Origin of the sequence: Ketogulonicigenium vulgare WSH-001 (assembly GCF_000223375.1) — a bacterium.
Taxonomy (GTDB): Bacteria; Pseudomonadota; Alphaproteobacteria; order Rhodobacterales; family Rhodobacteraceae; genus Ketogulonicigenium; species Ketogulonicigenium vulgare.
The window spans coordinates 98655-118467 of the sequence record NC_017385.1; the positions used below are offsets into that span (position 1 = coordinate 98655).

Sequence of the window (19813 nt, forward strand, 5' to 3'; positions counted from 1 at the left end):
AGTGTCTTGGCGTCAATGTGGGGTTTCAATAAATGATTGATCGCATTCATCTTCTCAGGAATGTTGGGCAGTTCGACAATGTCAGCCCGCAGCAACAGTTCACGCCCCTCACTTTAATCTATGGTGAAAACGGGCGCGGAAAGACAACCGTTGCGGAAATTCTTCGTTCTCTTGCGACAAATGACCCGGTTCTAGTGACAGAGCGTCAGCGGCTGGGTTCGCCGCATCCGCCGCATGTTGTCATCTCTCATGCCGCCGGGAATGCCATCTTTCAAAATGGTGTCTGGAACCGACCTCTCCCCGATATCACAATCTTCGATGACGCGTTTGTGTCCGCCAATGTATGCTCCGGAATCGAAATCCAGGCAGCTCATCGTCAGGGCCTGCATGAGCTTATTCTTGGAGCGCAGGGGGTTGCGCTGAGCACAGCTCTTCAAGCCCATGTGCTTCGGATCGAGGGACATAATACCGCGCTCCGCGAGCTGGCCGATGCCATTCCCGCCGCCGCGCGCGGTCCCTACAAAGTCGATCCGTTCTGTGCCTTGCCGCCGGATGAGGCCATCGATGCCAAAATTCAGGAAGCAGAGCGCCGCCTGGCCGCTGCCCGCGCATCCGATGCCATCCGTCAGCGTCCCGGTTTTCAGGAATTTGGCCTTCCGGATTTTGATCTTGATGCCATTGACCAGATTCTGGGGCGTGGATTGCCCGGCCTTGAAGCGGATGCGGCTGCCCGCGTTCGGGCCCATATCGCCAAACTGGGTCAAGGCGGCGAGAGCTGGGTTGCAGATGGGATGCCCCGGATAGAGCGAGCATCCCAAGGACAAGATGGTGAAATCTGCCCATTCTGTGCCCAGGACCTTGCAGGCTCCGACATCATCGCACACTATCGCGCCTATTTCTCGCAAGCCTATGAGGACTTGAAGGCCGTCATTCGCCAGACCGGGATCGGTGTTCGGGATACGCATGGCGGTGACATCCCTTCTGCATTTGAGCGCAACATCCGCACGGCCGCCCAAACGCATGAATTCTGGAAGGATTTCACCGAACTTCCGGAAATTGAGATTGATACCGCAGCCATTGCCCGTGATTGGAGCGCGGCGCGTGACACCGTTCTTGGGCAGCTTCGGGAAAAGGCTGCTGCGCCGCTGGATCAGACGCGCCTAACGCCGGAGGCTCGCCAGGCGGTGCAGAGCTACCGCGCACGGATTGCCGAGGTTGCCGCTCTCTCTGCCAGCGTGGTGGGTGCGAATGCGCGGCTCGATATCGTCAAGGAACAGGCACAGGCCGATGATCTCGCGGCGCTGACAAGTGATCTGGCAAAGCTGAATGCGCAAAAGGTAAGGTTTAACCCTGCTGTTGCGCAGTGCTGCGACGCTTATCTCGCTGAAAAGGAAGCAAAAGGGGCGACCGAGCTCCTTCGCACGCAGGCCCGCACAGCGCTCGATCAATACCGGGAGCAGATCTTCCCGGCCTATGAAGCGGCCATCAACGATTTTCTGCGCCGCTTTGGTGCCTCGTTCCGGCTGGGCGAGGTCCAATCAGTCAACATGCGCTCAGGCTCTTCTGCATCCTACTGCGTGGTCATCAACCAGCAAAACGTCAACCTGACGGCCGAGGCAGGACCTTCCTTCCGTAACACCTTGAGCGCCGGGGACCGGAACACGCTGGCGCTCGCGTTCTTCTTCGCTTCGCTTGAACAGGATCCCAACCTTGCCAACAAGATCGTCGTCATCGACGATCCGATGACCAGTCTGGATGAACATCGCACGCTGCGCACCCGCGAGGAGATATTAGCCATGGGCAGGCGGGTTCAGCAGGTTATTGTCCTATCCCATTCGAAGGCGTTTCTTTGTCACTTGTGGGAACAGGCCGATAGGAACGCGGCCGTTGCGCTGCGCATAAACAGGGCCGCTATCGGCTCTGATATCGCTGGCTGGGATGTGCGGAATGACAGTATATCCGAGCATGACAAGCGCCATGAGCTTGTTCGCGGATATCTCCGGGCCGCCGATCCAAATCAAGAGCGAGCGGTTGCCACCGCACTTCGGCCGATTTTGGAGGCCTTTATGCGCATAGCCTATCCGGAATATTTCCCTCCAGGCACGCTGCTAGGCCCGTTCATCCGAACATGTGAGCAGCGAGTTGGCGGGGCCAATGAGATTCTCTCAGCGGCAGATATAACAGAACTGAACAGGCTGAAGGATTATGCAAATCGGTTCCACCACGACTCGAATCCTGCTTGGCAGGTTGCCGCAATCAACGATGCTGAGTTGACCGACTTTGTCGAGCGAACCTTGTTATTTGCTTCCCGCAGGTAGGTTTCGTCGACGGACGCGCTGCGTCCTGCGGGGGCGTTGCTTAGTCGTGAATCTGGCGGGTGAGCTGCACCGTCGTTGACGGCCCTGGGACCGTGGTCCTCCGCGGCCGTCTATTTTTTCGATATTATTATCCGTTAAATTTGCGAAAAAAGTTGACTCGTTTCGGAGCCTCGCATACACCCTCCCCTCAAGACGGAAGGAGACCGGCATGGCAAACTCGACCAACATGGCAGTCGCGCTCGCGGCCATCTTCGGCCAGACCCTGACGAGTGTCGAGGGACTCAGCCGGGCCCTTAAACAGGCCGGTCTGCGAACCGATGGCGGCAAGGGGCGTGGGGCAAGCAACATGGTGGGACAGGATACGTTCAACCTGGCGATTGTTCTTGCCGCTGGTGTAGGCATGACCGCCGCTCCGGCCTTCGTCCGCAACGTCATCGATATGGAGCTGAAGAGCGGTGTTCTCCTGCAGGGAGAGCAGGTCGTATGGGCACCGGGAAGTCAGCCGCCCCGAGGTTCAACGCTTGGCCTCGTGAAGCAGGATCTGCTGCCCGGCGTTGAGGTCACCTCAACCCTCGGCGCGTTTATGGGCAACTGGATCGACGGCCTGTTCGACGCGACATTGCCTTGGAAGGATGAGGGTATTGCCAACCTTGAAGTTGGCCTGAGCGGTCCGTGGGCTGACTTTACTCTGGAGTGGGCGGGCAATCGACTGGAACTCGGCTTTGCCGCGCAAGGGGTGGATCCGAGGGCCGAGCCTGACTGGGAGCGCCGGATCATTTTGCGCGGAAACCTTTTCCGCAAGCTGGTGCAAATTGTTGAGGCCTGATCCACACAACCGCCCTTCGCGCTCCCGAAGTATCGCCTTCAGACAGTTGGTTCCGAACATGATCCCTCATATCGCCCTTGCGGCCTTCCGCCTGATACACTGATCCATCTGGATCGGGCGCAGGGTATTGCTCAGTCTGATGTCTCCGTTGATCGCCGGAAACGACCACGAATCGCCTGTCACCAGACAAGCCGTTCCAGGGCCGCCCGGACCATTCAAAGGGCCATCCACCCCCACGCTTTCCTGCGGCAGACGAAATTCGGCAGTCAGGCCGAGTGTTTTTCGCACCGACGAAGCCCGATCCGGACCGGAGCGGAAGAACTGTCTGTCGCGGCTTGCGGTGGCCGGTCCACAAGACCTGCCCTCACCGGGCGTCAGACAGTATGTGAAAAACGGACACCTCTTTAGTGTCGAGGTCAACCCGTTGATAAGGCGCGACTTATTCCAATTCGGTAGACGACGGAATATTGTCCGGGCGACAGACAAGCTGCTTTTCGGAAGGATGAAACGATGAAAACCTGATGACCCCAGATACGAAAACGCCGGAATGTTGGCGCATTCCGACGTGATCGTCAGGAAGACCGAAGTCCACCAGCTGTCATACTGGTTCTTTAGCAGATTCAGCGGTCCGCCGCAAGGATCTGTCATGGGCGACGATCCTCCTCAACATAGCAGGCTTCTTTTCGGGAACGGCTGACAGGCCGACCTTGCCCGTCCGTAAATCCGGCGGGGCGAGGACGGCACCGCCATGCCTGCATCCCGGCAGGAGACCTCATCCCGATCGGCCCCTGGCCATCGCGGCACGAGACCGCATCCGCCCGACCGGGCGGAGACCGATCCCACATGAGGAAACCATCCCATGACTATGAATATTCCGATCGAGCCCATGCTCGCGCTACCCCCTGCTGCTTCAGGCCTCGAAAGCGCAGTGGCCCTGCCTGCGCCGTCCAGGGCGGGTCGCGATATCGCGATTGCCTCGAACCGCCACTGCACGGCCCACGACGTTCTGGGTCACGGCGCGGGGTTCCGCATCCAGTGCGAGTCCGCGCTGGAACGCGACCATGCCTATATCATCAATGCCAGGCCCCAGACTCATGACCTTCGTGAACAGGTCGTATTCCCGTATCCGTTCGCGGACAGCAAGACGCGGCACATCTTCGACTTCTACGTGACCGAACTCGACGGGAGGCGGATCGCATGCACGGTGAAGCCCGATCCCCTGACCCGTAAGCGCGGCGAGGGTCAGATGCCGGGACAGGATTTCATCACGCATATGCAGACGGTCTCCTTCTGGGTGCAGGAGCGGAACTTTGCGGACGAAGTCCGTCTGCTCACCGAGAAAGACATCGATCCCGTTGAGCTGCACAACGCCCGTATTCTGGCGGCATTTCGTGAACCCGACCCCGATGCCGACGCTGCTGCCCGGGAGTTGACGAGATACCTCTTGGGCGGTCGCAGCTTACGCGATCTCACACGCGATCTCGGCTTGGCCGAGCGCGGTTATCGCGCCTTGCTGCGCCTGGTCCGCATGGGCGCACTCGTTGGCCAACCGGGCCATCAACTTACCCCTGACATCCTCATTTTCCGGAAAGGAACCATCCAATGACCGCAATCGACCGTCACCTGCCCCAGTTCATTATCGGCAAGCATGACAGGATCACATTCCCGACCTTTGGGATGTTGCCTGGTATGCCTGGAAAATCGATGCGTCTGGTTTACGCCACCGATGAGGGTGTGGTGCTCCAACCCGCCGATGGTGCCGGCCCTTCCGAAACCTTCAGCTATGCCCAGCTGCGTCGGATGAATGCGGCGCGGGAAATCCACCATGAGCCGGAGTTCTATCTGCCCGTAGCGCAGCGCAGCGCGACCTTGCGCAACGAACTCGACGGTATTGCGCCAGCTATGTCTGATGCGGAACGTCGACGCGTCGACGCCCGCTATGCCCTGGTTATGGCGTTCGACGTCTTGTCGGACAACGACGCGGGTGCGGCCAGAATCAAGCGCACCGATGAAAGCATCGCAGCCAATATGGACCTGATCCGCGATACCGCGGCGGAATATCTGAGCAAAACCGGGCCTACCCCCGATTTTGTCGAACGTGTGCGCGAATACCGCGAGAATGGTGGCCGCAAACCTCAAGGTGGCCAGACGGCGGCCCGTCCGGAGGCGGTTGCGCCGCGGACGCTTCGCAAATGGTCGGCGGCGATGAAGGTGGGCGGCAAGTGGGCGCTTCGCGACAAGTGCTGCAACCGCGGCAACAAGAACGGACACTTCACCACCGACGAGCAGGGGCTGCTGTCGAACGTCATCCGCGAGTTCTATCTCGACTTAAACCGTCCAAGCGTCGCGCAGACGGTGATGGAGGTCCGGCGCGTATTTCTGGAGAAGAATGCAGTGCGGCGGGAACAAGGCCTGACGGAGATGCGGATTCCGAGCCGCGACGCCGTCCGATCGTTCATCAAGGGCATCGATGAGCTCACCGGACTTTTCGAGCGTTATGGCCACCGTGAGGCCCTGAAGCGGATGAAACCCGTGACCAGGGGCCTGGAGGTCAGCCGCCCTCTGGAACGCGTCGAGATGGACGAGTGTAAAATCGATCTCATCACGATCATGGCGCAGGCCGGCCTTCTGCAGCTCTTCACGCCGGAAGAACTGGAAAAAATGGGCTTGAACAACAAGAAGCGCCGCTGGTGGCTGGTATTCGCAATCGACTGCCGCACCCGCATGATCCTTGGGATGAAGCTCACCAACGAGCCGAAGACGACCGCCGCAAGCGAATGCCTGCGCATGGTCCTGGAGGACAAGGGTGAGTTTGCAGATGCCGTAGGCGCGTTGACCCCGTGGTCGCATCGCGGCAAGCCCGAAAGTCTGGTGACGGACAATGGCGTATTCCGGTCCATTGAGTTTACGGACACCTGTGCCAATGTCGGTATCGGCCTCCTGCGGACCGTTGCCGGCGCTCCGGGCATGCGGGGGATGATCGAGAGGCTGTTCCGCACCGCCATCATGAGCCTGTTTTCGCGTCTGTCCGGTCGGGTTTTCTCGAACGTCCTCGAGCGCGGCGATCATCCTTCGGAAGAGCGGGCCTGCCTGACCATCGAACAGCTGGCCTACGCCATCGTGCGTTGGGTCGTCGATATCTATCACAACACGCCGCACGAAGGGCTTGGAGGCCTGACGCCGCTGCAGCAGTGGGGCCGTGACATGGAGGACGGCAACTATCCGCTTCACGCCTTGCCAACCCGCGCCACCACCCGGATCGCCTTCGGGGTTCCGATCGTGCGACAGCTGAGCAAGACCGGCATCACCGTCGGCGGCATTCGCTATCACGACGAAGTGCTGGCACATAGGCACCTGTCCTATGGGGATCACGATGTCGAGGTCCGCTGGGACCATACCGATATCGGCAGGATCGCTGTCTGCGTCGAAAACCGCTGGATCGAAGCGCGCAGTGTCCATCGCAATGGCCTGCTTGGCCAGGCGCTCGATGGCCTCAGCGCCGCGGAATGGGACGCCTCGGTTCGGGCATTGCGTGCAAGCGATCCGAAGCGCCAGGCCTTCGATGAAGGCGTCGTCCATGCCGCGATCAAGGATATCCAGGCGATGAACCACCGCCAGCAGCTGGAATACCAGGTCATCAATCAGGACTGGTCGAAAGAGCGCGTCCTCGCGCGCGAGGAGGTGATGATGAGCTTCGACGTGCGGCCCGATACCCCGCGCACCCATCAAACCGCTGACGACTACGGCCGGACCATTCAGCCGCGTGCGCCCATGGAGAACGTCGGAAGCGAGGCGGCCGCGCTTCCCAAGCCCGATCGCGGCCCGAAATTCGATGGCAAGGCAAAAGGATGACGATGATGAACACCGATACCCAGACCCGTTATATCGCCATTGCCCCCCTTATGGCGCAGCTTCGCGCGCGCCATGTCGTTACCGAACGCGACCGGGAGGTTCAGGCCCAACTTTGCCGCCTTCTGCACGTCGACAGGACCGGGCAGATCACCGCCGAACCTGTCCGCTTCACGGCGGGACTGGAAAGCCGCGGCATCATCCTCATCGAGCCGGCGGGCGGCGGAAAGACCACCGCCATCCGCAATGTCTTGCAGGAATTCCCGGCCTTGGGCACCCATCCCGACACCGGGGCACCCCGTGTCCTTGAGGTGCAGGTCGAAAGTCCCGCAACCCTGCGCAGCATCCTGCGTGCCCTTCTGCGGGAGATGGGCCTGACCAAGGTATCGTCCCGGACCAGCGCCTGGGAACTGCTCGATCTGGTGAAGAACCGGATCGCGGTGACCGGGGCAACAACGATCTGGCTCGATGAGGCGCAGGATTTGTTCCTGTCCCGATCGACCCGGGAAATCGACGACATGCTCAAGATGATCAAGGGCTTGATGAAAGGTCCGAATTCGGTCGTGGTCATCCTCAGCGGCACCGAACGCCTGATCGAGATTGCCGGCTATGACCCGCAGGTCAATCGCCGGTTCACCAAGATCATTCCGGGCGATCTGCAGATCGGGGCCGACAATGCTGGTCTGACCGAGGTGATCTGCGACTACTGCGCGGCGGCGGGGCTGACCTTCGATGGTTCCGGTTCGGTCGTCAGTCGCCTGATCTACGGCAGTCGGCACCGGTTCGGCCGGGCGGTGGAAACCACGATCAATGCCATCGAACGGGCGCTCTTCGAGGGTGATACCATCCTTGGGCGCCAACATTTCGCCGAAGCCTGGGGTATGCAGGAGATGTGTGCCTGGGACCGCAACGTCTTCGTTTCGCCGGACTGGCATAAGTTCGAGCTTGATGCGCAAGCCGCCGAGTTCGACGCGTCGCGCACGGCACGGCAACGCCGCGCTTTGCGTCAGGGCTAATCCCATGCCGATGTTGCCTCATATCCCGATCATTCCGGGTGAAACCATTCTTTCCTGGGCGGATCGTTCCGCCCAGGCTCAAGCAGGGCATTGTCTGCCGGAGCTCCTGAGGGTCGTCGGCTTCCCTCAGAAGGACGTCGAACCGGTGAAGGACTTGGCGGTGCTTGCCCGTCTCACAGATCTCTTCGGCGGCGAGGCGCCGGCTTTGGAAGCTTCCGCGATCTTCAGGCATGATGGGAATATGAGGCGGTTTCGGCACGAGGTGTTCAAACCGTCCATGCTTTGCCGCCGCGTGACGGCATTCTGCCCTATGTGTCTGCTCGACGACGGATCCTTCCAGCACAGCCGTGTATCGTGGCAATTCAGCAGCACGGTCTGTTGCGATCGCCACGATATTGCCCTGACCACGACGAAGGCCGAAATCCATTTCGATGCGCTGGTGCCGTCTGTCGCGTTCCCGGACCCGGCGGCGCTGCAAGAGCTTTGCGATGCGGCCACGCCGATGACACCCGGACCCTTGCAGCGCTATGTCGAGGATCGGTTGTCCGGCTCCACGTGCGAACCGCTGTGGCCGGACGGTTGTCGTCTCGATCAGGTCATGGGCATTTCGAGGTGCCTGGGGAACGCCATGCGGGATCACACGACCGGCGACCTCGGGGATGCTTGCCGGACGGGCTTCGAAGCGCTGCGGGGGGGCAAGGCGAGCATCCTGAAGGCCCTCGACGATATTCTGTGCCAACGGGGCCAAAAGGCCCGCGTCAACACCCCCACCCGTGCCTTGGGCAGGCTCTATGACGCAGTCAGGCTGAACGAGGATCTGTCCCCCCTCCGCCCGCTGGTGCGCTCGTTCCTTCTTGATAATGTCCCTCTCGCAGCCGGGGATGACATCTTCGGGGAGGTCGTGCCCGCGCGGCGTCGACATGACCTTGCGACGCTCTCCGGGATGTGCGGAATGTCCAAGTTGCAGGTAAGAGACGTATTCGCCGCCCTGGGGCTGTTGTCGACAGATAACGGCCGACCTTTGAATGCGCTTACCTTCGATGCGGTCGAAAGCGAAACCGTGGCGTGCGAGCTGCGGGGATCAGTCCCCGCCAACGCGCTCTCCGCCCATCTTGGCTGCGACATGACGACGGCAGCGGCGGTCCTCAATGCGGGATTGGTCGAGAGGGTTTTGGGCGACAGGATTATTGTCGATCGCGACGCGGATGCCCTGAAACGGGTCAGCCTGGACTCCATTCATGTCCTTCTGGCCCTTCTTTTTGAGAACGCCACCACCATCGCGGTTGTCCCTGTTCAGTTCGCCACCCTGAGCGCGGCCGCGCGCCACGCCCATTGGCAGGTCGACCGGATCATCCGACTGGTCTTGTCTGGGAGACTCGACCTCTATGGCCTGGTTGGGCGAACCGATTTCGACGGCCTGCTGATCGATGAACCCCAGCTGCTGCGCATCCTCGAGGCCCCACCGATGACGGCCGCAATGTCCAAGGAAGATGCAGCCAACGAATTAGGGGTCGAGGTGCAGATCCTCGAGAACATCATGCGGATTCCCGACGAGAGCGGAGCGCCGATCATCCGGCGCGTTGTCCCACTCACCGGCCCGCTGAAACGTCGCCATCAGGTCGCGAAGCCCGATTTCGAACAGTTCCGGCTCGACCATATCTCGATCCGCGAACTGGCCGAAGCTGAGGGTGCAACGCTCGCCGAGATGCATGCATCCCTGCAGAAGCGCGGGATCTTGCCGATTCTGTCAGGCATGCTCTTGGCGACTCAAGTCTTCCGCCGATCCGACATCTGACCCTTATCCAAGCCTGAAGCCTTGCGAGCCGCCCATCATGGGCGGCTTTTTTTGTTGCGTATCAGAGGTCACAGGCGAGTTTCGATGGGCGTTATTTGCCCTCGCAATGGCACAGAACCGCCGCCGAATTCGAAAATAGTCATTGATTCCATTGAATAAATTTTACGGCCATGGCCTCTTATTGGCCGTCATTTCAGTTTCGCCGGTTTGGCGCGCTGCAGATTTGGCTTATTCTGCAACGCGCGCCGGTGGGTTTGTGCGATCAGCTGCGGCGGGGCGGAGCGCTCATCTGCGCCGCGACTGTCGCGCCCGCGATCCGCGCCTGTGCATGGGTTGCGCCATTGACCTGCAGCGGGCCGATCCGCGCGCCCGAGATGATCACCGATCCTGCGCCCAGCGGCAGGCCGTATTTGGCGGCATGATCCGCCAGCCAGACCAGAAAAGGCCCCGTCTCGGCAAGGGGTTGCGGCTGTTCTGAGGCAGCGACAGCGCGGCCGTCCAGATCAAGGCGGATCTCCAGCGGCTGTTGCAGCACCTCCGCCCAATCCGCAATCGGATCGCCCAGTACAATGGCGGCCGAGCAGAAACTATCCGCCATCGCCTCCATCGGGTCGCGGGCGAGACGGTCCAGCAGGCGCGCATTGATGAATTCAAAGGCGAGGCGAACTTCGGCGACCGCATCCAGCGCCGCGGCCGGGGTGCAGCCGGGGGTGATGGCGCGGCCAAGGATGAAGGCGGTCTCGACCTCGATCGCGCCGTCGCTGTCCAGCGCAATTTCCGCGCCGCTAACATGCACGTCGCTGGCGGGAATGGCGGCGCATTCGCGGGCGGTGCCGCGCAGCAGCGCCATTTTCCATGCGGGCGCGCCGTCCCCCAGCACCAGATGCTGCACCTGATAGGCCGCATCTATATCGGGCGGAACGCTGGGCAAGGCAGCGGGCCGTGGCCCGCCAGCCCGCGCCGCGATCAACAGGGATGCGGCAAGGGCGGGGTCAAAGGATGACGTCAATTCTGGGCCTCGAACGTGGGCATGGCGGCGCGGGGCATGATGGCACCGGGATAAGTCACGACCTCGGCGGCCACAGCGGCGGCGCGGGCGATGGCGGCCTCGACACTGAGACCTGCGGCCCGCGAGGACAGCCAACCGGCGTTAAAGCTGTCGCCGGCGCCGGTGGTGTCGCGCGCGGGCCGGCGCGGCGGCAGGGGAATGGCGCGCACATCCGCACTGCCCGCCGCACGATACAGCACATCATCACCGCCGGTGGTCAGTACGATTTCCGCATCGGTCAGACCTTGCAGCAGGGCCATCGCGCCCTCTGCCTCGGGCTGGCCGAAACAGGCCTCCATATCGTCAAGCGACGGCAGCACCAGCGTCGCGATGCCCGCCGCCTGCCCGATCACCGCGGCAGCCGTTTCAGCATTCGGCCACAGACGGGGGCGATAGTTGGTGTCCAGCACCACCTGCGCGCCCGCCGCCTTGCGCTGCGCGAGCGCCGCCAGCAGGTTCGCGCGCCCCTCGGGGTAAAGCACGGCGAGGGTGATGCCGGACAGGAACAGCACATCGGCCTGCTCCAACACGGCCAGATCCTCGGGCGATTGGAACAGCTTACGCGCCGGGGCCTGATCGCGCCAATAGGTAAAGCTGCGCTCGCCGTTGGCGTCGGTGGTGATAAAGCTGAGGCCGGGGCGGCCGCCAATCTCGGTTGCACACAGGTCGGTGATGCCCTCATCGACGATCACGCCGCGCAAAAACGCGCTCATCTTGTCATCGCCAAGGCGCGACAGATAGCCGACGCTGCCCGCAGGTGTCAGGCGCGACAGGTAAATCGCGGTGTTCAGCGTATCGCCGCCCGCGTTGCGGTTGAACTGATCGGGGGCGTCCAGCGGGTTGTTGAATTCAGCAAGCGGCTCGCCAATCGACAGAAACTTCATCTTACTCTCCATAAGGGCTGGGCAAGGGCCCGCCCGCAACAAAGGCCGCGATATTATCCAGAACCAGCGCCGACATGGCGCGGCGGGCCTCATCCGTCGCCGAACCCACATGCGGGGTCAGCACGCAATTGGGGGCATCCAGCAGCGCCTGCGGCACGTTCGGCTCGTCGTCGAACACATCAAGCCCCGCGCCTGCGATATGGCCTGCCTGCAAGGCGGCGGCGAGCGCCGCGCTATCCACGACAGGGCCGCGCGCGACATTGACCAAAATGCTATCGGGCCCAAGGGCGGCCAGCACATCCGCATTCACCAGCCCGCGCGTCTCGGCCCCGCCGGCGGCGGTGACGAACAGCACATCCGAATGCTGCGCAAGGGTCACGGCATCGGGGTGGTAGGTATCTGGGCTGTCATTCTTTTCAGAGCGCGCGGTGTAGGCGACCGGCATCCCGAGGCCGCGCAGCAGGTCCGCGAGTTGCCGCCCGATGCGGCCATAGCCCAAGATCCCCGCGCGACCGGCCAGCACCGAGCGACCCAGGGCCAGTTTACGGCCACTCGCCCAATCGCCCGCGCGCACAAAGCGGTCACCCTCGGCGATGCGGCGGCCTGCCGCCAGCGCCAGACCCAGCGCCATTTCGGCCACCGCCAGCGATAACACGCCCGGCGTGGTGGTCACCCGGATGCCGCGCGCAACGGCGGCGGGCAAGTCAATCGCATCGACGCCAACGCCGCTGACGGCGATCAGTCGCAGCGCAGGCAATTGATCCATCTGCGCAGGCGATAGCCCCACCGCGCCCGAGGTCAGAACGATCTGCGCCTGTGATGCCGCCGCGATATCGGTGACAACATCGTAAGTGTCATGCAGCTTTTGCGCCATATCAGCGGGCTTTAGCGCCGCCAGCGCCAGAACCATCGGCCGTGTCATGCAATTTGGCCAAGGAAGGTCTGCAGACGCTCGTTCTGCGGATTGCCAAAGAATTCTTCGGGCGGGTTCTGCTCGACGATGGCGCCTTTATCCATAAAGATCACGCGGTCGGCGACAGCGCGGGCAAAGTCCATCTCATGCGTGACGCAGATCATGGTCATCCCCTCGCGCGCGAGGTCGATCATCGTGTCCAGCACCTCTTTCACCATTTCGGGATCAAGGGCAGAGGTCGGCTCGTCAAACAGCATGATGCGGGGCTTCATGCAAAGCGCACGCGCAATGGCGACGCGCTGCTGCTGGCCGCCCGACAGTTGGGCGGGGTATTTGTCGGCCTGTTCGGGAATGCGCACGCGGGCGAGGTAAGCACGCGCGGTTTCCTCGGCCTCGGCGCGCGAGACTTTGCGGCTTTTCATCGGCGCAAGGATGCAGTTTTCCAGCACGGTCATATGCGGAAACAGGTTAAAGGATTGGAATACCATCCCGACCTCTTGCCGCACTTTGGCGACGTTTTCATCGGTCAGCGCCACGCCATCGACGACGATCTCGCCCGACTGGATCGCCTCTAGCTGATTGATCGTGCGGATCAGCGTCGATTTTCCCGAACCCGAAGGGCCGCAGATGACAATCCGCTCGCCCGGGGCGACGGTCAGGTCGATATCGACCAGCGCGTGATAGGTATTATAGAATTTGTTCACACCGCGCATGGTGATGGCGTGTTGGCTCATGTCGCAATCCCTTGGATAAAGAGGCGGCCGGACGGGCCGGCCGCATCTAGATTATTCGGCGTTCTTGACGAAATCGGGCAGCGGCTCGCCCAGCCAGGTCTGATACAGCGCGTCGAACGTGCCATCGGTGCGGCTGTGGGTGACAAAGCTGTTGATCTCGGCCAGCAGCGCATCCGAATCCGGCGAGACGGCAATGCCCTGCAATTGGCTGGACAGATCAAACTTTTTGTCGAAGCGGCCACCGGCCACGCCCGAGATCTGCGAGAACACGACGTTCGACAGGCCAATGGTTTGCACTTGGCGCGACATCAGGGCCTGAACGGCGCTCGCGTCATCGTCAAAGCGGCGGATTTGCGCATCGGCAGGCGCAACGGCGGTGACGCCGGTGTCCTGGGTCGAGGCGCGGGCAACCGCGATGGTCACGCCCGAAAGGTCAGCGGCCTCGGTCACCGCCACATCGGTCGCGCCATAGACGCCGATGGCGATCCCCGCATAGGGGGTCGAGAAATCGACACGCTCGGCGCGCTCGGCGGTGATGCCCAGCGAGGCAACCAGCACATCGACCTGGCCCGACAGCAGGTAAGGGATGCGGTTCGGGCCAGTGACTGGCACGATCTGGACAGTGACGTCCAGATAGTCCGCCAATGCCTTGGCCACATCGGCATCATAGCCGCCGGGCTGGCCCGAGGCGTCCAAAATGCCAAAGGGCGGGAAATCGACCATCATGCCGACGCGCAAGGTGCCGGAATTTTTGATCGCCTCGAGATCCGCGGCATTTGCGGGTGCAGTCATGCCAAAGGCCAAAGCGGCGGCCGACAAAGCGGTAAACAAGCGACGAGTGGTTTTCATAGTTTCTCCTCCTCCTATGAAATCAGCGCGTGATAGCGCGGCGCATGCGGGCTTCCATATGGCGGGCCAAAAGTGACAGCGGCCAACACAGGATGAAATACAGCGCCGCAACGGTTCCAAACACCAAAAAGGGCTGGAATGTGGCGTTATTGACGATCTGGCCTGCGCGGGTCAGTTCGGTAAATCCGATGATCGAGGCGAGCGAGGTGCCTTTGATCAGCTGCACCAAAAAGCCGACGGTGGGCGCGGTGGCGACGCGCATGGCCTGCGGCAAGATCACATGGCGCATGCGGTCGGGATAGGACAGCGACAGGGCGGTCGCGGCCTCGGACTGGCCTTGGGGGACAGCCTCGATCGCGCCGCGCCAGATCTCGCCCAGATAGGCGCTGGCATGCAGGGTCAGCGCGACGGCGGCGGCCAGCAGCGGGTTGATCGGCAGGCCGACCACCGCAAGGCCGAAATAGACCAGAAACAGCTGCATCAGCAGCGGCGTGCCTTGGAACACTTCGATAAAGGCGCGGGCAAAGCGGTTCAACACCACATTGCGCGAGGTGCGCGCCAGTGCGATTAGCATCCCGCCAATCGCACCGCCGACAAAGGCGATCAGCGACAGCAGCAGCGTCCAGCGGATCGCCGAGACGATGAAGAAAATATCAGCCTGCGAGAATTCACGGATCATATCAACGGCTCGCAGGATAGTTGAAGAAGGTGCGGCGCAGCGCACCGAACAGGGTCGAAAAGCCAAAGGCCAGCAGGAAATATATGATCGTCAGCGCCAGATAGATCTCGAAATTCGCGAAGGTGCGCGCGCTGAGGTCGGCACCGGCGGCGGCCAGATCATTTGCCGAGATGATCGACACCACGCTGGAGGTCAGCATCAGATAGATGAACTGGCTGGTCAGCGAGGGATAGATATTGCGCAAAGCGGGCTTCAAAATCACATAGCGGAAGATCTGCACCTTGTTCAGCGCCAGCGCGCGGCCTGCCTCGACCTGACCTTGCGGGACAGATTCGATGCCGGCGCGAATGATCTCGGTGCCATAGGCGCCCACGTTGATCACCAGCGCGACCAGTGCAGCTGTGTTCGGCGACATGCTGATGCCGATCGCAGGCAGGCCGAAATAGATGAAAAAGATCTGGATCAGGAACGGGGTATTGCGGATCGCCTCGACATAGATGTCCACGATGAACCGCAGCACGCGGCCGCCCGATGTTTTTGCAACTGCGCCCAAGATCGAAACGATCAGGCCCAATACCATGGCCGAAAACGACAGTTGAACCGTTAGCCATGCGCCGTAAAACAGCATGTCTAGATTGTCGAATACTGGCCTGAAATTGAATTGATACATCAGCCCTCCCCTGCTCGATGTGTCGATTCCTCGAATATAGAACGATCTAAATGAGGAGGAACGCCGCTGTCAAACTGTTAACGCTCGCACAGATTGACGGATCACTAATAAGGGCGTGTTGATGAAGCGCTCGAACGGCGCATCGGGCTGGGACAGACGGCGCGCCAACAGGCGTGCGGCCCCCGCCCCGATCGTGGCGGGGCTGACGGCGATACTGGTCAAGGGCGGATAGGTCATTTCCGCCAGTGGCAGATCATCAAGGCCGACCACCGCCAGATCTTTGCCGGGGCTGACCCCGGCACGGCGCAGGCCCAGCATCAGGCCCGCCGCTAGCACATCGTTGAAACACAAAATGGCGGTGGGTTTTGTATCGAGGGCTAGCACCGCATCGGCGGCGGCAGCGGCACCTGTCCATGCCAGATCCGCCTCGACAATGCCGGCATTCTCGGCGCCGGTCTCAGCCAGGCCGCGCGCAAATCCGCGCAGTCGATCCTCGCGCGCAGAGGTGCGGGCCCGCACGGACAGGAATGCGATGCGCCTGTGGCCCATCGCCACCAGATGGCGCATGGCGATGCAAACGCCCTCGCTGTAATCGGCGCCGGCGTAATCACTTACATCTGTGCCGACCTCGCGCAGGGCCTGCACTACGGGCATACCCCAGCCGCGAATGCGTTCGGGCAGGTCGGGGGTGGTGCCCTCGGCCGCGCACAGGATCACGCCATCGACACCATGGCCACGAAAGCGCTGCAAAATCTCGGTCTGGCGGGCCACGCTGTCCTTGCTGTTCGCCAGCAGTACAACGCGGTCATGGGTGCCCATGACCTGCTCGACCCCGCTGAGGAACTCGGTGAAAAACGCATTCACAAGGTTTGGAACGATGACGCCGACGGTATTGCTGCTGTTATTGCGCAGCCGCGCGGCACCAATATCGCGGACGTAATCCTGCTGCGCCATGATCTGCTCGACCCGGGCGCGCGTGGCTTCGGCCACAAGGGGCGAGCCGCGCACCACCAGCGACACCGTCGCCCGCGAGACGCCAGCAATCTTGGCGATATCTTCTAATGTCGGGCGTTTGGGGGACATGCGGGCCTGCGGTATGGACTGGCGCGGATGCTAGGCTTTGCCGCCGCGCCCGTCAAATATGCGTTACACTTGCGCGGCAGCCTCGCGCACGGCGATTTCGGCCATGGCGACAATCGCCTCGCGCGAATCTGCGACGGCGATAAAGCGGCCATTGTGGCAGAATTTCGCGCCTTTTACGCCACTTGCCGCCTCGAGCGCGGCATCATTCAGACCGGCCCAAGCGGCGGGCAGATCGGCGCGTTGTTCAAACCCGTCGGGCTTTTTGCGGATGCCAGCCAGCGACCAGTCGGTGCCGCGCGGGGTGATGACGAACAGCAGATGATCCGCGCCCGCCTGATCAATCGCGCTGCGGAACGGCATGCCGCGCGGCAATTCCAGCACTTTGCCCTCGCCGGCAGTGGCGATGGCGTCAAGCACCATGGATTCGGCGCGCGCCTTGGCGGCTTTGCGACCCACCGAGGCCTCGAAAAACGCGCGGGCGATGGCAAGGGCGGCGTGGAAGGCCTGATCTTCGGCGGCGGGATCGTCATTGTCGAACACCGGCTTCAGGCTTTCCAGCAGCACCGGCAGCGTCAGACCGACCAGCGCGCCCGCCGTGGCGGGGTCCAGCGCGCCATTGTCGACAAGATCAACGGGCAGCGCGAAATGACGGTCCATCGACAGGTGGATCGCCTCGATATCGCCCTCGGGCACGGCCATAGCGCGCAGGTAATCCGCGCCGAAATGTTTCCAGATCAGCCCGAACGAGCTATAGGGCTGGTCATCCTCGCGCCGCGGCGCATCGGGCTGGTGGTGGTCGAAAATGCGCTGATCGGCGTCATAGGCGCGGCCGACGTCATAGATGATGCGGTCATCTGCGGGGGTAATCGCCTGCGCATCGCGCGTGCGCAGAATGGTCGCATCGGGAAAAAGCCGCGTCAGCACGACCGAGGACATCAGCTCGTCTGCGTGGAAGCTGCCCGAATGGGTTACAAGATAGGAAATCGTCATCGCGGGCCGCCTTTGGTCAATCTGTTCACTGCCCCATAGCGGCAGATCGGGCGGTTGCAAATAGCTTTGGGCCAGCCCTTTATCAGGGCCGGCCCATCACTTGCATGGTCGCGTTTGATTATTTGCGCGTGATGCTTTGGGTATCAACGGTTTGGCCGTCGACTTTCAGCACAGCGGTCAGGGCGCCGCCGGGGACTTGGGTGCTTTGGATCCGCAGGTCGGTGGTGACGCCAGCGTTCAGATCTTGGGTCGAGACCAGTTGGCCACGGGCACCATAGATTTCCAGCTGAGCGGGCGAGGAGACGTTGATCAGGTCAATGTTCAGCGGTTTGCCAGCTTCGATTTTGGGGCTGACATAGATATGTCCAAAGTCATTGGCAGCCATAGCCGAGGTGCCGACAGCGGCAGCAAGAACGGTAGCGGTGGCGATTGCAAACAGGTTTTTCATTCTCTTGGTCCTTCATGTCCCGGGCGCTTGGCCGTTTGGGAAAATTGGCGGGCGATGGGCGCTGGCGTTATTGCCGGTGGTGCCATTCGCCTTCGTGTGAAAGACATTTGGGCCTGAAGGTCGCGGCTTTAAAGGCGCCCAAACGCACAGGCTCTGTGCAAAATTGACCATATGGAAAAAGCCCCGAGGTTTCCCCCGGGGCCTGTCAGTCTCGTGCCTGTGGCGTGATCAGAAGACGCGGGCGATTGCGCTCCAGACCTGATTGATCGCCAGCGCGGCAAAGGCCAGCGTGCATAGCAGCAGCAGGATATTGGTGATCGGCCCGTTGCGCCATTCGCGCGGCACGCGGTCGGTGTTCAGGATCCACAGCAGCGTCACCGACATGAACGGCATGAACAGCGCGCCCAAGACCCCATAGGCCAGGATCAGATAAACCGGTTGTCCTAGGAATAGCATGACCATCGGCGGGAAGGTCAGCCACAGGATATAGGCCTTATAGGCCTTACCCTTTGAGCCACGCTCGATATGGCCATGGGGCAGCTTGCGCATCTGGCCCGCGAAATCGGCGAACATCAGGCTGACACCGTTCCACACGCCGATCAGCGAGGAAAAGGCGGCGGCCCAAAAGCCGAACAGGAACAGCTTGCCCATGAAATCGCCATAGCGCGAGGCCAGTACATTCGCCAAATCGACCATGCCCTGATCGCCGCCGCCGATGGCGATATTCGCAGAATACAGCAGCTCGGCCCCGACGATCAGCGTCGCGACGACGAAAATGCCGGTGACCAGATAGGCGACCTGATTGTCGATGCGCATGACGCGCATGAATTTCGGTGTCTCCCAGCCCTTTTCGCGCAGCCAATAGCCATAGGCCGCCAATGTGATCGTGCCGCCCACGCCGCCCGCGACCGACAGGATATTGATCATCGAGCCTTCGGGAATGATCGGCACCAGACCGGAGAGAACCTCGCCCAAGTTCGGCAGGGTAAAGGCGGCGGCGATGACCATGGTCACGAACATCAGCAGTACAAAAAAGGTCAGGATCTTTTCGAAACGGTCGTAACGCCCGCTCCAAACCATGATCAGGCCGAGGATGCCCGAGATGATGCCCCAGACCGCAACGCTCAGTTGCGGAAACAGCGAATAAAGCGCGAGGCCCGTGCCTGCCATTGCCGCAGCGCCGTAAACGAAACCCCAGATGACGATATAGGGGCCGAAATAGACGGTCGTCCATTTACCAAGGCTGGCCCAGCCTTCGAAAATCGTATTTCCCGTGGCCAATGTATAGCGCCCTGCCCCTTCGACCAGCACCACTTTCATAATGCAGCCGATGATGACCGACCACAGCAGCGCATAGCCATAAAGGCTACCCGCCACGGTCGTCGCGATCAAATCTGCCGCGCCCACACCCGTCGCGGCCACCACAAGGCCCGGCCCGACAATGCTCCACTTGGGCGTATCGGTTGATTTTTCGCTCATGCTTCCCCTCCACGCATAGATATTGGGTCAGCCTAACGGACCTATCGGCAAATAAAAAGACTTACAGCATCGGGTCGCAAAAACGGGGTTCAGCGCGCATCCGGCTGCGCCCGTTCATAAATCGCGCGTGGCGACATTATCGTTTTATCGCAATGTATTCGTTTACTTAAAGCAAACAGGATCGAAGAATATTAATAACCCGCAATATGCATAATGGCGTATATATAAACAT

General features: G+C 61.4%; 18 protein-coding genes. 6 read left to right on the forward strand and 12 right to left on the reverse strand.

Features of this window, described 5'->3' with window-relative positions:
* Positions 1–32 precede the first annotated feature (32 nt).
* Together KVU_RS15435 and KVU_RS16330 are read left to right on the forward strand one after the other, a co-directional pair.
* A complete protein-coding gene (locus tag KVU_RS15435; RefSeq protein WP_013385733.1) occupies positions 33–2318 on the forward strand; it encodes an AAA family ATPase in 2286 nt (761 codons plus the stop codon).
* A 208-nt stretch (positions 2319–2526) separates the two neighbouring features.
* The gene (locus KVU_RS16330; protein ID WP_236953179.1) at positions 2527–3144 is read left to right on the forward strand and encodes a hypothetical protein; all 618 of its coding nucleotides are present in this window, start codon (positions 2527–2529) and stop codon (positions 3142–3144) included.
* A 66-nt stretch (positions 3145–3210) separates the two neighbouring features.
* Here KVU_RS16330 and KVU_RS15445 read toward each other — a convergent pair whose 3' ends face one another.
* Entirely contained in the window at positions 3211–3792 is a 582-nt protein-coding gene (locus KVU_RS15445; RefSeq protein ID WP_148225676.1) for a hypothetical protein, read from the reverse strand.
* A gap of 211 nt (positions 3793–4003) precedes the next feature.
* On the opposite strand from KVU_RS15445, the gene KVU_RS15450 reads away from it, so the two are divergent.
* The 4 genes from KVU_RS15450 to KVU_RS15465 are packed head-to-tail and all read left to right on the forward strand — an operon-like array spanning position 4004 to position 9804.
* Positions 4004–4750, forward strand: coding sequence for a hypothetical protein (locus tag KVU_RS15450; RefSeq protein ID WP_013385735.1), 747 nt, complete (start codon positions 4004–4006; stop codon positions 4748–4750).
* The gene (locus KVU_RS15455) at positions 4747–6996 is read left to right on the forward strand and encodes a TnsB C-terminal domain-containing protein (RefSeq protein WP_014538175.1); all 2250 of its coding nucleotides are present in this window, start codon (positions 4747–4749) and stop codon (positions 6994–6996) included. Before KVU_RS15450 ends, KVU_RS15455 begins: the two co-directional genes overlap by 4 nt.
* Before the next feature lie 5 nt (positions 6997–7001).
* Positions 7002–8009 carry an ATP-binding protein gene (locus KVU_RS15460; protein WP_236953178.1) on the forward strand — a complete coding sequence of 336 codons (1008 nt, stop codon included), beginning with the start codon at positions 7002–7004 and terminating at the stop codon, positions 8007–8009.
* Between the two features lie 4 nt (positions 8010–8013).
* Positions 8014–9804: a TniQ family protein gene (locus tag KVU_RS15465; RefSeq protein WP_013385738.1), complete on the forward strand. Its 1791-nt coding sequence runs from the start codon at positions 8014–8016 to the stop codon at positions 9802–9804.
* A gap of 262 nt (positions 9805–10066) precedes the next feature.
* Here KVU_RS15465 and KVU_RS15470 read toward each other — a convergent pair whose 3' ends face one another.
* The 11 genes from KVU_RS15470 to KVU_RS15520 form a co-directional block, all read right to left on the reverse strand.
* A complete protein-coding gene (locus tag KVU_RS15470) occupies positions 10067–10813 on the reverse strand; it encodes a fumarylacetoacetate hydrolase family protein (protein WP_014538176.1) in 747 nt (248 codons plus the stop codon).
* Positions 10810–11736 (reverse strand): sugar kinase, encoded by a 927-nt coding sequence (locus tag KVU_RS15475; RefSeq protein ID WP_013385741.1) that lies wholly within the window; start codon positions 11734–11736, stop codon positions 10810–10812. Before KVU_RS15475 ends, KVU_RS15470 begins: the two co-directional genes overlap by 4 nt.
* A gap of 1 nt (position 11737) precedes the next feature.
* Positions 11738–12658, reverse strand: a complete 921-nt coding sequence (locus tag KVU_RS15480) for a 2-hydroxyacid dehydrogenase (protein WP_014538178.1) — start codon at positions 12656–12658, stop codon at positions 11738–11740.
* On the reverse strand, positions 12655–13383 hold the full coding sequence (locus tag KVU_RS15485; RefSeq protein ID WP_013385743.1) for an amino acid ABC transporter ATP-binding protein: 729 nt from the start codon (positions 13381–13383) through the stop codon (positions 12655–12657). Before KVU_RS15485 ends, KVU_RS15480 begins: the two co-directional genes overlap by 4 nt.
* A 51-nt stretch (positions 13384–13434) precedes the next feature.
* Positions 13435–14232, reverse strand: coding sequence for a transporter substrate-binding domain-containing protein (locus tag KVU_RS15490; protein ID WP_014538179.1), 798 nt, complete (start codon positions 14230–14232; stop codon positions 13435–13437).
* 22 nt (positions 14233–14254) lie between these two features.
* The gene (locus KVU_RS15495; protein ID WP_013385744.1) at positions 14255–14911 is read right to left on the reverse strand and encodes an amino acid ABC transporter permease; all 657 of its coding nucleotides are present in this window, start codon (positions 14909–14911) and stop codon (positions 14255–14257) included.
* A 1-nt stretch (position 14912) separates the two neighbouring features.
* A complete protein-coding gene (locus KVU_RS15500) occupies positions 14913–15581 on the reverse strand; it encodes an amino acid ABC transporter permease (protein ID WP_013385745.1) in 669 nt (222 codons plus the stop codon).
* 69 nt (positions 15582–15650) lie between these two features.
* The gene (locus tag KVU_RS15505; RefSeq protein WP_013385746.1) at positions 15651–16664 is read right to left on the reverse strand and encodes a LacI family DNA-binding transcriptional regulator; all 1014 of its coding nucleotides are present in this window, start codon (positions 16662–16664) and stop codon (positions 15651–15653) included.
* A gap of 63 nt (positions 16665–16727) precedes the next feature.
* A complete protein-coding gene (locus KVU_RS15510; protein ID WP_013385747.1) occupies positions 16728–17654 on the reverse strand; it encodes an MYG1 family protein in 927 nt (308 codons plus the stop codon).
* 118 nt (positions 17655–17772) lie between these two features.
* A complete protein-coding gene (locus KVU_RS15515; RefSeq protein WP_013385748.1) occupies positions 17773–18102 on the reverse strand; it encodes a hypothetical protein in 330 nt (109 codons plus the stop codon).
* A 228-nt stretch (positions 18103–18330) separates the two neighbouring features.
* Complete coding sequence (locus tag KVU_RS15520; RefSeq protein WP_013385749.1) at positions 18331–19581, reverse strand: Nramp family divalent metal transporter; 1251 nt, start codon at positions 19579–19581, stop codon at positions 18331–18333.
* Positions 19582–19813 lie beyond the last annotated feature (232 nt).

Coding starts and splice junctions, on each gene's coding strand:
- KVU_RS15435 (WP_013385733.1), top strand. CDS start 33: ATGATTGATCGCATTCATCTTCTCAGGAATGTTGGGCAGTTCGACAAT.
- KVU_RS16330 (WP_236953179.1), top strand. CDS start 2,527: ATGGCAAACTCGACCAACATGGCAGTCGCGCTCGCGGCCATCTTCGGC.
- KVU_RS15445 (WP_148225676.1), bottom strand. CDS start 3,792: ATGACAGATCCTTGCGGCGGACCGCTGAATCTGCTAAAGAACCAGTAT.
- KVU_RS15450 (WP_013385735.1), top strand. CDS start 4,004: ATGACTATGAATATTCCGATCGAGCCCATGCTCGCGCTACCCCCTGCT.
- KVU_RS15455 (WP_014538175.1), top strand. CDS start 4,747: ATGACCGCAATCGACCGTCACCTGCCCCAGTTCATTATCGGCAAGCAT.
- KVU_RS15460 (WP_236953178.1), top strand. CDS start 7,002: ATGAACACCGATACCCAGACCCGTTATATCGCCATTGCCCCCCTTATG.
- KVU_RS15465 (WP_013385738.1), top strand. CDS start 8,014: ATGCCGATGTTGCCTCATATCCCGATCATTCCGGGTGAAACCATTCTT.
- KVU_RS15475 (WP_013385741.1), bottom strand. CDS start 11,736: ATGAAGTTTCTGTCGATTGGCGAGCCGCTTGCTGAATTCAACAACCCG.
- KVU_RS15480 (WP_014538178.1), bottom strand. CDS start 12,658: ATGACACGGCCGATGGTTCTGGCGCTGGCGGCGCTAAAGCCCGCTGAT.
- KVU_RS15485 (WP_013385743.1), bottom strand. CDS start 13,383: ATGAGCCAACACGCCATCACCATGCGCGGTGTGAACAAATTCTATAAT.
- KVU_RS15490 (WP_014538179.1), bottom strand. CDS start 14,232: ATGAAAACCACTCGTCGCTTGTTTACCGCTTTGTCGGCCGCCGCTTTG.
- KVU_RS15495 (WP_013385744.1), bottom strand. CDS start 14,911: ATGATCCGTGAATTCTCGCAGGCTGATATTTTCTTCATCGTCTCGGCG.
- KVU_RS15500 (WP_013385745.1), bottom strand. CDS start 15,581: ATGTATCAATTCAATTTCAGGCCAGTATTCGACAATCTAGACATGCTG.
- KVU_RS15505 (WP_013385746.1), bottom strand. CDS start 16,664: ATGTCCCCCAAACGCCCGACATTAGAAGATATCGCCAAGATTGCTGGC.
- KVU_RS15510 (WP_013385747.1), bottom strand. CDS start 17,654: ATGACGATTTCCTATCTTGTAACCCATTCGGGCAGCTTCCACGCAGAC.
- KVU_RS15515 (WP_013385748.1), bottom strand. CDS start 18,102: ATGAAAAACCTGTTTGCAATCGCCACCGCTACCGTTCTTGCTGCCGCT.
- KVU_RS15520 (WP_013385749.1), bottom strand. CDS start 19,581: ATGAGCGAAAAATCAACCGATACGCCCAAGTGGAGCATTGTCGGGCCG.